Source organism: Sandaracinaceae bacterium (assembly GCA_020633055.1).
Classification (GTDB): domain Bacteria; phylum Myxococcota_A; class Polyangia; order Polyangiales; family Houyiibacteriaceae; genus JADJJE01.
Map to the genome: position 1 here is coordinate 415,546 of JACKEJ010000004.1, position 13,687 is coordinate 429,232.

At 71.7% G+C, this 13,687-nt stretch carries 8 protein-coding genes; 2 read left to right on the forward strand and 6 right to left on the reverse strand.

From position 1 onward, the window contains the following. Nucleotides 1–131 precede the first annotated feature (131 nt). Complete coding sequence (locus H6726_01640; protein MCB9656323.1) at nt 132–2,126, forward strand: hypothetical protein; 1,995 nt, start codon at nt 132–134, stop codon at nt 2,124–2,126. Here the strand turns inward: H6726_01640 and H6726_01645 are convergent. The 6 genes from H6726_01645 to H6726_01670 are packed head-to-tail and all read right to left on the reverse strand — an operon-like array spanning nt 2,081 to nt 11,981. Then, nucleotides 2,081–3,250: a hypothetical protein gene (locus tag H6726_01645; GenBank protein MCB9656324.1), complete on the reverse strand. Its 1,170-nt coding sequence runs from the start codon at nt 3,248–3,250 to the stop codon at nt 2,081–2,083. The genes H6726_01640 and H6726_01645 overlap by 46 nt on opposite strands. After that, nucleotides 3,247–3,759 carry a glycosyl transferase family 28 gene (locus H6726_01650; protein ID MCB9656325.1) on the reverse strand — a complete coding sequence of 171 codons (513 nt, stop codon included), beginning with the start codon at nt 3,757–3,759 and terminating at the stop codon, nt 3,247–3,249. The genes H6726_01645 and H6726_01650 overlap by 4 nt, the downstream gene beginning before the upstream one ends. Further along, a complete protein-coding gene (locus H6726_01655) occupies nt 3,756–4,217 on the reverse strand; it encodes a UDP-N-acetylglucosamine--LPS N-acetylglucosamine transferase (GenBank protein ID MCB9656326.1) in 462 nt (153 codons plus the stop codon). The genes H6726_01650 and H6726_01655 overlap by 4 nt, the downstream gene beginning before the upstream one ends. A 1-nt stretch (nt 4,218) precedes the next feature. Continuing rightward, nucleotides 4,219–6,225 carry a hypothetical protein gene (locus H6726_01660; protein MCB9656327.1) on the reverse strand — a complete coding sequence of 669 codons (2,007 nt, stop codon included), beginning with the start codon at nt 6,223–6,225 and terminating at the stop codon, nt 4,219–4,221. Nucleotides 6,226–6,235: 10 nt separating this feature from the next. Continuing rightward, nucleotides 6,236–10,942, reverse strand: coding sequence for an LLM class flavin-dependent oxidoreductase (locus H6726_01665; protein MCB9656328.1), 4,707 nt, complete (start codon nt 10,940–10,942; stop codon nt 6,236–6,238). Between the two features lie 43 nt (nt 10,943–10,985). Continuing rightward, the gene (locus H6726_01670; protein MCB9656329.1) at nt 10,986–11,981 is read right to left on the reverse strand and encodes an SLBB domain-containing protein; all 996 of its coding nucleotides are present in this window, start codon (nt 11,979–11,981) and stop codon (nt 10,986–10,988) included. 357 nt (nt 11,982–12,338) lie between these two features. On the opposite strand from H6726_01670, the gene H6726_01675 reads away from it, so the two are divergent. Further along, nucleotides 12,339–13,682 (forward strand): undecaprenyl-phosphate glucose phosphotransferase, encoded by a 1,344-nt coding sequence (locus H6726_01675; GenBank protein ID MCB9656330.1) that lies wholly within the window; start codon nt 12,339–12,341, stop codon nt 13,680–13,682. Nucleotides 13,683–13,687: the final 5 nt, after the last annotated feature.

A 13,687-nucleotide genomic window follows, 5' to 3' on the forward strand; every position in this document is an offset into this window, starting at 1 on the left:
CGGTTCCACATCACACGCTCGGGCCCGACGGGCGGGCGGCGGTCTGGCGGTGCCGCCACGAGGTCCAACGGCACCGCCATCGTGCGTTGCGGCGATTGTCTTCGGTCAGTCCATCGGATATGCGGGTCCGCATGGATTCCTCGCGCTCGAGCCGCGTCGCGACCGCCCTGCTGCTGGGGCTGCTGGTGGCTGCGCCGTGTGCGCTGCAGGCATGGGTGAGCGACGACGCGTTCATCACGCTGCGGGTGGTCGACAACGTGCTCGAAGGGCGCGGCGCCGTGTGGAACGAAGGGCAGCGGGTGCAGGCGTACACACACCCGGCCTGGTTTGCGCTGCTGGTGATCGTCGTTGGCGTGACACGCGAGTTCTTCCTCACGCCCATGGCGCTCGGGGTCGCGCTCTCGTTCGCGTTCGTCGCCGGGCTGATGCGGCACGCACGCTTGGGACGCGGATGCTTCGTGGCCGCCCTGCTCGCCGCCTCGCCCTCCTTCGTGGACTTCGCCACCTCGGGCCTGGAGAACCCCCTCACGCACCTCCTGTTGCTGCTCGGGGCCCTCGAAGCACGTCGCCCACACCCTCGGGTCGCCCGCCTCGTGCTGTGGGCGGGGCTCCTGCACCTCACGCGCCCGGACGGTGTGCTGCTGATGGCACCTCCGCTCGCCCTCGTGCTGTGGCGCGCGGTTCGAGCGGACGGGCCGCGCCGTCCCGCACGCGACACACTGGTCGCCCTGCTGCCAGTGCTGGGGTGGTATGCGTGGGCGCTGATCTACTATGGGACACCCATCGCGAACACGGCGCTGGCCAAGCTCGGCGCCGGGCTCCCTCCGCGACACACGTGGCCCGTCGGGCTCCACTACCTCGGAACGCTGGTGCGGGACCCCGCGGCGCTGGTCCTGGTCGCGGCGGCCTCGGCGACGGCGTTGCGGGCGCTCGCACGGAAGCACACCGAGTCGTCCGGGGCGGTAGCGTTCGCGTGGTGGCTCGGCATGCTCCTGCACGTCACGTACATCGTGAGCATCGGCGGAGACTTCATGCTGGGGCGATTCTGGACTCCCCTGATCGCGCTGTCGGCGATCGTGCTCGTGCTGCACGCCCCTGCAGACCCGCCGCCCCTGACGACCGCGACGCCACACGCCCGGCGTGGCTGGGTCCTCGCGACCACGGCGTCGCTGATCGTGCTGGGTGCCCACGCCGCCGTGTTCGCGCTCGGGGTGCATCCGGGCCAACCAGAGCCCGCCACCGAGCTGGTGACCGACTACGAGTATGGGGTCTACGACGAGCGAGCCTTCTATCGGGGCGACGTCAGCATCCAAGCGTGGGTCGAGGGACGCGGCCCGTGGACGACGCTCTCCGGCCGGCGCGCGCGGGCGCTCGCCGCCGAGCTGCGAGAGTCGGGACAGCGGCGCGTCGTCGAGGGCGCGCAGGCGGGGTTCTTCGGCTTCTATGGTGGCCCCGCGGTCCACCTGCTGGACGCCTACGCGCTGGCCGACCCGCTGCTGTCGCGCTTGCCAGCGTTTCGGATGCCGCTCTTCCGCGCTGGGCACCTGCCGCGCGTCGTCCCGCCCGGCTACGTGGTCAGCGAGCGCGTCGGAGAGAACCGCTTCGACGACGAGGCGCTGGGCGCGCTGTGGGAGCGCGTACGCCTGCTGACCCGCGGGCCGTTGTTCACACGCGCGCGCTGGGAAGCCATCGCGTGGTTCATGACCCACCAGAGCACCGATGGCCTGGACGTGGACCGCTACCTGCTCTGGCACGCGACGCACGTAGCGGCGGGCCAGCTCACCCGCGGCCCCGTGGGAGTGCGCGACATGGGCATCCACGTCGAGCTCGAGGGCGTGGCGCGCGCCCACCAGGTCACCGTGACGCTCGACCCTCCGGACCGACGCGAGCTGTGGTTCTACCGGGGCGACACGCGCCTCGCGGAGCTCGTGGCGCCCGCGTCGAACGACCCCGTCGACGTCCCCGACGCGGCGCGCGGTGGCTTCGACCGAGTCGTCGTGCTGCCGCGCGACCGCTACCTCCCTGACGCGCGTCGCCTCCTGGGCTTCGCGCTCGATGGACGTGTGCTGCCCGAACCTGCTCAGCCGTCCGGGGTCAGCCTGCCCCACTCCAATACGCGCAGGTGAGCGAGGTCGATGCCCGCGGTGTCCCCGCTCGCCAGAACACCCGCGTAGGCTCCGCGCGCCGCCTCTGAGCCATCCGCGTACACGTTGATGGAGTCCGAGTAGTCGCCCACGTAGGCACCGTAGACCTGGATGGCCCGCGCAATGACGCGCGCGCCAGGGGAGAGGCCGAGGGCGTCCACGTCGAGCCGCGGGTCGAGCTGCACGCGGCCTCCGCAGGGGATCCCCGTGTGTTCCGAGATGCGGCCGTTGGCGGGGTGTCCCGTGCTCGCAGGGGAGACGAACCAACGCTGGCGAACTCCGGGGTAGGCGAGCACGAGGGCGTGGCGGATCTCGCCCGCGCGTAGCTCGTCGGGGGTGACCAACCCGGCGACGAGCGGAAAGCCACACGCGCGGGAACCGTGCGACGCGTACCATGGCGCGGGGCCGCCCTTGGGGGGACGCACGCCTGAGCCCCCGAGGTCCACCGTGGCGCACAGCGTGCAGTCCCAGCCTCCATCGGAGCGTCGCCGCGCCTGAAAGAAGTCGTAGGCGCGGCCAGCCGCGCGATCGACGAGGGCCAGGTGACCATCGGACTCGGGCGCGGGCTGCGCGTCCGTGGGCACTGGCCAGCGCAACGTGGGGTGCTCGCCTTCATTGCTGAGTGAGGTGTGGACCGCCACGCGCGGGGTGCGGCTGTCGACCGTGTACACCGGCACGCTCCACGGGTGGATGCTCACGCTCAACCCCGGCCAGCGCGAGCTCCGCGCGAGATGCTGGATCAGCGCCGCGCTGTCAGGGCGAACCGGCGCGTCCGCGGCGATTGGGGTATTCCACGGGCTGTCGTCGGCGAACGGACGGTAGGGACGTGCCGACGCGGGCACGGCAGGCGTGGTATCCAAGCGCTCGGGTGCGACCGAGGGACCGTGGCCGTCGCGGCCGGCGCCAGCGCACCCGAGCGTGACCAGAGCGGCGAGCGCGAGCGACGTGGAGCGCAGGCGCGCCCCGCTCGGAGGCATGTCCCGCGAGCAGTCCCGCGATCCCAGCCGCGTGCCCCCGGACACGCGCACCGGGCCGGGGTGGGTGTCCCGCGCGTCGTGTACGCGTCGCGCTTCCTGTACCCGCAGCGCGTCCCGTGCGCGGCTCACGGTCGCGCCGTCGGGAGCGCCCCGGTGTCGATGAAGGCGCGCAGCGCGTCGAAGAGCGGACCATCGGTCTGGGCCGGCACGGGCACCACGGGCGCGGCGCGCAAGAGGACGGCGAGGCGCTCGAGCTGCGCGGGGAGCTCGCGCGCTTCCCAGGCCACCAGCACCCCGGGTCGGAGCGCAAAGCGGCGTGCGGTCGCCAGCTGGTGATCGTTGCGGGTCTCGCGCAGGTCGGCGCGGCGCGGCAGCACCAACACGGGCTTGCCCCGCTCGAGCGCGGCGAAGAGCGTGCCGGTCCCGGCGTGGCCCACGATGGCATCGGCCTCGTCGCAGGCGCGCTCGAAGTGCTCGGGGTCGAGGAAGGGCTGCGCGCGCAGGTGCGTGGGACACAGCGCGCTCGGCCCGATCTGCGCCCTGACACTCGCCTCGGGGTGCAACCCAGCCCACCCGTCCATGGCATCCACCAAGCGGTCGAACGGCATCTGGGCGCCCACCGTCAGCAGCAGCTTCATCCCAGCACGCTCCCCGCGAACAGCGGCCCGCCCGGGCGCGCCAGCTCGGGCCACTGCGTGAGCCACAGGTTCGCGAAGCGCCCCACCTTCTGCCCGCTCATGGACAGCTCCTCGACGTTGGCGAGGCTGTCCACCCAGATGGTACGCGCCCCCAGCGCGCGCCCCAGCACCACGCCGAAGAAACCCGGCAGCGCGCCAGTGCTGACCACTACGTCAGGGCGCTCGGACACCAGCACCCGCAGCACCGCCGACGCACAGCGCAACATCCCCACGCGGTCCCAGCGCGTGGTGTCGGGAACGACCCGCAAGGGCGCGTTGCCCACGTGCGCCCGGTAGCGCTCGTCCACGGTCACGAACACCACGAAGTGTCCTTCCAAGGCCGGCCGCAAACGCAGCAGCTCCACGAAGTGACCGCCCCCGGAGCTGATGGCCAACACCTTCTGTCGCCGCCCGGGCATGTCAACCAGCGAACCCCGCGAGGAACCCCCCCACATCGCCCGCGCGGTCGTTCTGACGCGCGACCGTCTCGGAGACGGCCAAGAGCGCAAACGCGACGCCCTCCTCGCGCGCCAAATCGCGCCGCAGCCACGTCAGCTCGGCGGCCTTGATGCCCGCCCCCACCAGCACCAGCACTCCGTCCGCGCGCCTCGCTGCGCGCCGCAAGCCCGCGATCCCGCGTGGCCCCTCCCACGCGTGGGTGACCACACGCAGGGCCTGGCTGACACGGATGCCCCCCGTTTCGTCTCCCGACGGTTGTCCGGCCGGCGGGTGGCCCGACGCTCCACTCGGGATGCCGGTGGGGGAGCTGGGTCGCCCGCGGCGCTCGATGGGCAGCACGTTCCCGATGACGTGGCGCTCGGGCTCCCCCGCGCTCACCGCCCGCAAGGACGCGAGCACGGTCTCGGAGCCCTCCTGCTCCACGCCGCGCCAACTGCTCCGGATGGTCAAGGTGAGCATCTCCGCGAGGCTGCGCTCGACCTCGGTGGCCCCGACCATCAGCAGCTCACCGCGCTTGTCGCGCAGCAGCTCTTCGAGATCCGCCAAGAGGTCCGTCAGCGCCTCGCCGTCGGACGGCCAGCGAGACGTCGCCACCACGGGCCCGTTGCCCCACCACGCGATCTCCTGCGGTGCGATCAGGCGCAGGCCGTTCAGGTCGCGCGCCACGACCACGAGCAGCGCGAACAGGGCGAACGCGAGCGGCACGGCGAGCGCGATGATCTTCTTCTTCTTGGAGGGCACGGCCATCTCCGGGGGGATGGCGGCGGACACCGACCGGAAGCCCGTCGGGACGTCGTGCAGCTGGTCGTCGATGGAGCCCGCGCGCTCGGTCAGGCTCTCCACCAACGCGCCCTTCACGTTGACCTGCGCGAGCAGGCTCGCGGCCTGCGACTCGATGTCGCTGAAGCGATTCCCTCGCTCCTCGGCCTGCGTGGCGAGCTGCTCGAGCGTGCGCTGCCGCTGCTCGAGGGAGCCCAGCTCGGTCTGCGCCGTCGCCAACCGGCTGCGGCGCTCGGCGCTCAGCGCGCTCCCACCGACCACCACCGTTCCTGCAGTGGCGTCCGCGCTCTCCTGTTGCCGCGCCAGGGCATTCACCTGCCGCTGGAGGGACTGCACCTGCGGGTGCGACTCGCCGAGCCCCTGCCCGCGCGCCTCGCGCAGGTGCTGCCGCAGCTCGGCCAAGCGCGCCTCTTCACGCCGACGCTCCGGAGTGGCGGTCGACGCGCTGCGCACGCGAGGCGCCTCGTTGGCGCCGTCCTCCAGCTGCGCGACTCGTGCGCGCATGGCCTCCACCTCGGCGGCCGCCAGCGTGGCTTGCGTGCGAAGCTCGGCGGCCTGGGCGATGACCTGCGACTGCTCCACGTCCATCTCGCTGATGCCGTGCTCCGACCGGAAGGTGTCGTAGGCGGCGCGCGCGTCGTTGAGCTCCACCGCGGCCGCCGCGATGCGCTCGGCCACGCTCGCCTGCTCGCTCTCGAGGGCTGCGCGCCGTAGCTCGGCGTGGTGCATCAGGAACAGCTCCGCCGCGCTGTTGGCGAGGGCCGCCGCCGCCTCTGGGCTGTCGCCGTACGCGTTGAAGCTCACCTGCCGCGTCCCGTGGTCGGCGACCACCTGCAGCACCGCGCGCATCGCGTCGAGCGTCAGGTGCTGGAGCCCAGCGCGCTCACGCATCTCGAGCACGTAGCGGTCGGTCAGCGCGACGGACGCGAGCGAGGGCAGCTCCTGCTGCGCCTCGAGGAAGCTCTGCCCAGGGAGGCCGTCATAACGGACCACGGCAGACGTCAGGTAGGAGCGCCCCACGCCGAACTTGGCCACCAGCACGCCGATCACGAGGCCCACGCAGGCCGCGCCCACGATCCACGCCTTGCGCTGCCAGACCACGCGCACGAGCCGCAACGGGTCGAGCGGCGTCCCGGCCCGCCCGCCGGCGCCTTCGTCGTCCATGTCGTCTTCGGGTCGTCGACTCATCGTGCCCTCCTCAGCGGCGCCTCAAGACGCGTCGCGAACCTTCGGGTGCGGGGGTGGCGCCGTTGGCAGCGGCGCGCTCCGCGGCGCGCTCCGCGGCCTTGGCCAAGGCCTGGTTGGCCGCGCCGCCGCCGTCCAGATGCTCGGCGAGGGCGGCGATGGTCGGGAAGCGGAACACGTCGGTCACGGTCAGTGTCTTGCCCGTGGCCTCGCGGATCTCGCGGTGCGCCTGCACGGCCAGCAACGAGTGCCCGCCCAGGTCGAAGAAGTTGTCGCGCGCGCCGACGTCGGCCAGCCCGAGCAGCCGCTTCCAAACCTCGGCGATCTGCTTCTGCGTCTCGCCGGTGGTGGGCACGCGCTCGGCCGACGCGCCCTCGGCCTTGTGCTCGGGCCGCGGGAGCGCCTTGCGGTCGACCTTCTTGTTGGGGGTGAGCGGATAGGCCGGGAGCCGCACGAAGTGGGCCGGCACCATGAACGTCGGCAGCGTCTCGGCCAGGTGCGCCTTGAGCGTGGGCACGTCCAGCGGTGCCGGGCTCAGCAGGTAGGCCACCAGGCGCTTGTCGCCCGGCACGTCCTCGCGCGCGATGACCACCGCGTTGGTGACGCTCGCGTGCGCCTCGAGGCGCGCCTCGATCTCGCCCAGCTCGATGCGGTAGCCGCGCAGCTTCACCTGATGATCGACGCGGCCGAGGAACGTCAGCTCGCCGTCGTGACGCCACTGCACCTCGTCACCCGTGCGGTACATGCGCGCGCCGGCGGCGCTCGCGAATGGGTCGCGCACGAAGCGCTCGGCCGTGAGCTCGGGGCGGTTCCAGTAGCCGCGCGTGACGCCCTCGCCGCCGATGTACAGCTCACCCGGCATGCCTGGCGGCACCAGCTCGTGCGCCTCGTCCAGCACGTAGAGCTGCGTGTTGCAGATGGGTCGGCCGATGGTGATGGCCGCCGCCTCGGGGTCGACCGCCGACGTGGAGGACCAGATGGTCGTCTCCGTGGGGCCGTACATGTTCGTGATGGTCGTGGCCGACGCGCGACGGATGTCCTGCGCCAGGCTGAGCGGCAGCGCCTCGCCCCCGATCATCATGTGCTGCACCCTCGCGAGGGCGCGGCGCGACTCGTCGTTGGTGACCAGCATGCGGGCCATCGATGGTGTGCACTGCAGGTGCGTCACGCCATGCCGCACGAGCTGCGCGGCGATGCTGTAGTCGTCGGCGGCGTGGCTGGGCGCATCGTCGCTACATGCCGCGCGCAGCTGGTTCAGCATGGGCAAGTGCGCCATGACCGTGGCCGAGTCCACGCCGAAGTCGATCAGGCAGCCCACCTCGTCGACGCCGACCGCGCGACAGGCCTCGACCATGCGACGCGCCGAGGCGGGCGTCCCGAACAGCGCGCTGGTCTCGTAGTAGCGCTCGAACGAGTGGTCGAGCAGCGCCTCGGTGTCCTCGGGCGACAGGCTCTCGAAGTTGTCCGCGAACGACTTGGTGCTGTCGGCCGCCGCCTTGAACGCAGGGAAGGCCCACGCGTGCGTCTGGATGAGCGCGATCGAGCTGCGCAGGTAGTCCTTCATGGGACCGCGCACCAGCTCCTTCACGGCCGCGTCGTCCTCGCCGATGAAGGTGTGCAGCATGAGCACGACCGTGCCCTCGCCCGGGTGCCCGGCCTTCTTCCAGGCCTCGCGGTAGACGCGGATCTTGTCGGCCACGTCGCTCAGGCTCTGCCCGAGCAGGTGCGTGAGGATGCCTCCGCCCATGCGGCCGGCGAGCTCGAAGGTCTCGGGGTTGCCCGCCGCCGTGATCATGAAGGGCAGCTCGGGCTGCACCGGGCGCGGCAGCGAGCGCACGGCCACCGGGCCCGTGGGGCCCTCGAAGGTGACGTGCTCGCCGCGCCACAGGCGCCCGATGGTCTCGATGTCCTCGATCATCTGCTCCTTCTGACGACCGAACGATTGCGGGCGCAGGAGGAAGTCGTTCGGCTGCCAGCCAGCCGCGAAGCTGATGTCCACGCGCCCGCCCGAGAGGTTGTCCACCAGGCCCCACTCTTCGGCGATGCGCACGGGGTGGTGCAGCGGGCTGACGCAGCTGCCCGCGCGGATGCGCACCCGCTTCGTGACGGCGGCGATGGCGGCGCTCACGACGGACGGGTTCGGGTAGAGGCCGCCGAAGGCGTGGAAGTGGCGCTCGGGGGTCCACACGGCCGAGAAGCCGTGCTCGTCGGCGAAGCGCGCGCCGTCCAGCAGCAATTTGTACTTGTCGGCCGCGTTCTCGCCTTCGTCCGACGCGAAGTAGAACAAGCTGAAGTCGATGCTGCGCTCACAGCTGCGCGTGACGGCGCCGCCGCTCACCAGCCCGCGGTCCTCGTCGCCGGCCAGCACCACGCGGAAGCCGCGCGCCAGCGTGTAGAACAGCTCCAGCACGGAGATGTCGAAGCTCAAGCTGGTGACCGCGAGCCACGTGCTGCCGGGCTCGTGCGCGATGCGCTCGTCCATGCCGACGAAGAAGTTCGACACCTGCTGGTGCTCGACCATCACGCCCTTGGGCGTGCCGGTGGAGCCGCTGGTGTAGATGAGGTACGCGAGGTGCCGCGACGAGAAGCCGTCCACGGGGTGCCGCGCGTCCGACTGCTGCGCCAGCTCGGGGCACGCGTCTAGCGCCACCAGGTGGGCCTCGGTCCCGTCGAGGTCGGCGCGCAGCGCGGCCTGGGTGACCACCAGGCGTGCCTCACTGTCGCGCAGCATGAACGCGACGCGGTCGGCGGGGTACGTGGGGTCGAGCGGCAGATAGGCCGCGCCCGCCTTGAGGATTCCCAGCGCGCCCACCACGAGGTCCACCGAGCGGTCGGTGTACAGGCCGATGGGCGCGTCCGCCGTAGCGCCAAGCGCGCGCAGGTGCGCGGCCAGGCGGTTGCTGCGCTGGTCCAGCTGCGCGTACGTCAGCTGGGTCTCGCGATGCACGAGCGCCACCGCGTCGGGGGTGCGGTCCACCTGCTGCTCGAACAGTTGGTGCACGCCCAGCTCGGACGGGTACGGCGTGGCGCTGGGGTTCCACTCGGTCAGCAGGCGCGCGCGCTCCGCCTCGCTGAGCAGCGGCAGCTTGCCCACCGCCTGCGCGCCGTCGGCCAGCGCGCTCTGCAAGAGCACGTCCAGCTGCTGCGCGAAGCGGGTCGCCGTGCGCTCGTCGACCTGCGCCGCGTCGAACACCAGCTGCGCGCGGCGGCCGTCGGTCTGCACCGCGAGCAGCGCACCGACAGGGAGCTCGGCGTTGGGCGCGATGTGTTCCTGCACGTCGAACGCCACGGGCCAACTGGGCAGCGTGAGCCCAGGCTGCCGCGCGGCGAGGTCCAGCGGGAAGGTCCCGCGGCGCGCCGTGGTCGCGAGCGCGTCGGCGGCGCTCCCAGCGAGCTCTTGAAACGAGCTGTCGCGCGCGACAGCGAGCACGAGCGGCACGCGGCCGCTGAAGACGTGCGCCGCGCCCGCCACACGCGCGAGCCCCGCGTGGGTGTGACCGAGCTCCACGCGCGACGCCGCCCCGAGGCGGTGCAAGAGCGCGCTGACACCCGCGAGCAGCGCTGCGGGATCGGCCACGCCGGTCTCGAGCACGAGCGTGTCCCCCTGCGACGCAGCGCCGGCAGCGTTGGTCTGCGGTGCGGCGTCCGCAGCGCTGGACTCGGCGGCGCCGCTCCCGCTAGTCGCGCCCGGCAAGCGCGCCGGCGCGCTGTCCCGCAGCGCGCGCACCCACACGGGCTCGTGCGGCGCGAGCCGCGCGTCGAGTTCGGTGAGCTGGGCGCGAACGGCGTCGCTGGCCTGCACGCTGGACCCAGGCGAGACCCCCAGGGCCGTGAGCGCGCCGTCGGTCAGCGGCTCCCCGCTCGTGCTGCGCAGATCGCTCAGGCGGATGGTCCCACGCCCGGTCGCGACGTCGAGGCTGCCCGCGTCCACCGCCACCACGCTGCCCGGCACCAGCAACGCGCTCGCCCCCGTCTCTTGCGCGGCGCCCACGAGCACCACGCCACCGTCGAGCACCAGCTTCGCCGTGCCGACGGGGTTGGGGTAGCGGCCGTGGTCGAGCGCGCGCACCCACGCCACCAGCTCCGCCGCCGAGCGCGTGAAGTCGAGCGCGCAGGCCCCCGCGGGTCGCTGCGCCTTGGCGAAGTAGCTGCGCTGCGAGAGGTCCTGCTTCGTGCGTGGGAGCTCACCGCGGCCCAGCGCGTCGGCCACACCCGCGAAGGTCTCGATGGCCACCTCGTAGCAGCGCGTGTTGAGCGTGAGGCAGGTCTCGCCCGGCGCGACGTCGAACGTGCGCTGCGCGACGATGTCGCCTTCGTCGACGCCCCCCTCGATGAGGTGGAACGTGATGCCGTGCGTGGGCTCTTGGTTCAGCAGCGCCCAGACCGGCGCGTTGAGCCCGGCGTAGCGCGGCAGCGGGCCGTCGTGGAAGTTGATGGCGCCGCGCGCCGGCAGCGCCAGCACGTCCTCGGGAATGATGGACAGGTTCGCGATGCTGAACAGCCACTCGAACGGCTCGCTCCCGAGCCGCTGCGCGAGCGTCTTGCGTGGGGCGGGCTCGAGCACGCGCAGCCCACGCCCCTCTGCCCAACGGGCGATGTCTGCGTTCTCGGTGACGATGGTCTGCACCGCGTTCCCACGCGCGAGCAGCGCCTCGGCGCACTGCACGAGGAGCGTCCCGTTGCCCATGAGCACGCTGCGAAAGGGGTTTTGCGCTTGCATCTTCGTCTCCGACATCCGTTCTCTGACCTGGGTGCGCGCCGGCTCAGCGCGAGGTGCTCACCACGGCCGCGCCAAGGCCTGTGGTGGCCGCGACGCTGACGACGGGCGCGATCGCCGCCATCACGTCCCGCAACTTCGAGAGGCCGGTGGCGCCCACGTAGACGACGTCACCAGGGGCCAGGATCGGGTCCGCGCCCTCGCCGTCCAGCAGCTGATCCAACCGCGCCACGTAGACCTCCGGCGCCGCGTGGTCGCCGCGCACCACGATGATCTCGGCGTGGTCCGCGTCACGCGTGGGCCCGCCCGCAAAGGCGAGCGCCAGCGTGAGCCGCAAGCCCGCGCGGTAGGGCATGGTGCGGGCGGCGTGGACCTCACCGAGCACGCTCACCAACCCCTCGAGCTGGGGCGGCACGTAGAGGTGGTCGCCTGGGCGGACACGCACGTTGTGGCGTGGGTCGCCCATGACCGCGAGCACCAGGCTGACGGGCACCACCTGCCCTTGGCGCACGAGACGCGCGCCGTGGAGATCGGCGAGAGGCACCGTCATGTTCGCCTCTTCGCCGTGCGCGCTCCCCCCCGCGGAGGCCAGCAGGTCCGCAAGGCGCATGCCCGGCACCACTGTGACGCGTCCAGGCGAAGCCACGGCGCCGATGACCGTCGCGCGCTGACCGTTGGGCTGCGCGACGATGATGGTCACGCGCACGGTCTGATCGAACGGCCGCAGCGCAGCCTCGATGCGCGCCTCGCCCTCGGTGAGCGACAGACCCGCCACGTCGACATCGCCCGCGAGGGGCACGTGCAATACGCCGCGCTCGTCCACGGTCAGCCCCAACACGGCGGAGTCGGTGCCGCTGATCATCTGGAGGTTGACCACGTCGCCGGGCATGAGCGTCAGCGCCTGCGGGGGGTCCTCGTCGAGGCCCGTGAGCTCGGGGGCGGGGGCCTGCACAAATCCGTGCTCTGCGGATGGCACGGTGGGGAGCGGGGGCAGCGAGCTGCCGCAGCCGGCGGTCAGGAGAGCGAGCACGACTCCCGACATGGGGACCCACCACCCATAACGTGTGCAGGTATGTGTGAATGTAGGCACGCGGTTCCTGCTAGCGCCGATCGGGAGCGGCGGCAAGGCGACAAAAGTCCTATTTACACGAGCGATACGCGACTGGAGGGCACACCGTGCCAGCTTCCGTGCAGCCGAATCGGAATCCGTTCACATGGTCAAGTTTCTCGCACGCAGGTGCCGAAGTGGGTGGCCAGGTAGGTCATTCTGACCCAGAGTCCGCCATGTAGTCCGCTGGAGCACTACGTCGCCATGCCGCTTTTCGACTCGTCCAAGCCTGGAATCATTCGCCCCTACCACTCGCTGTTGACCCTGGTCCAGCGGGCGCTGGACGTGGCCATGATCGTGGTCGCCCTGTGGGTCACCCGTGGGCTGTACGCTCCCGAGTTCGAGCCTTGGCGGGTTCACGACACGCTGGAGGCCGGCGCCGCCGCGCTCCTCTTCCTCTTCTCGGCCGACGCCTGCGGGCTGTACCAGGGCTTCCGCGGCGTGCCGTTGGTCCAGGAGCTGAAGCGCGTCTGGTTGGCGTGGTTCGCGGTGTTCGGCCTGTTGCTGCTCACGGCGTTCGCGCTCAAGGAGTCCGCCAACTACAGCCGTGTCGTGTCCATGGGCTGGATGCTCAGCGCCCCCGTGTTCGTGAGCGTGTGGCGCTCGCTGGTGCGCCTCGCGCTGCACGAGGCTCGGCGTCGCGGCCACAGCACGCGCCGTGTGGCCATCGTCGGCATGACCCCGCTCGGGGAGCGCGTCGCGCGCAGCATCCATCAGGCGCCCTCGCTCGGGCTGTCGCTCGAAGGCTTCTACGACGACCGCGGCGACGACCGGCGCGAGGCCATCGACGCCGAGCTGGGCGAGTTCGCGGGCACCTTCGACGAGCTGGTGGCGCGCGCCACCCTGGGCGACCTGGACCTGGTCTACGTGTGCCTGCCGCTGCGCGCCGAGTCGCGCGTGCACAAGCTGATCGCCCAGCTGGCCGACACCACCGTGAGCGTGTACGTCGTGCCCGACTTCTTCGTGTTCGACCTGTTGCACGCGCGCTGGACGGCGCTCGGCGAGATCCCGGTCGTGAGCATCTTCGAGACGCCCTTCATGGGCACCGAGGGCTGGCTCAAGCGCGCGGAGGACCTGGTGCTGGGCACGTTCGCCGTCGCCGTGGCCGCCATCCCCATGGCGCTCATCGCCATCGGCATCAAGCTCACCAGCAAGGGCCCCGTGCTGTTCAAGCAGCGCCGCTACGGGCTGCACGGTGAGGTCATCGACGTCTACAAGTTCCGCTCCATGACCGTGGCCGAAGACGGCACCAACGTGCGTCAGGCCACCGCCAACGACAGCCGCATCACGCCCTTCGGCGCGTTCCTCCGGCGCACCTCGCTGGACGAGCTGCCGCAGCTGGTGCACGTGGTCACCGGCAGCATGAGCCTGGTGGGCCCGCGCCCGCACGCCGTCGCGCACAACGAGGCGTACCGCAAGCACATCTACGGCTACATGCTGCGCCACAAGGTCAAACCGGGGCTCACCGGCTGGGCGCAGGTCAACGGCTGGCGTGGCGAGACGGACACGCTCGAGAAGATGGAGAAGCGCATCGAGCACGACCTCGAGTACATCCGGCGCTGGAACCTCTTGCTGGACATCAAGATCGTGTTCATGACGGTGTTCGGACGCGCGGTGCACCAGAACGCGAAGTGACCGGC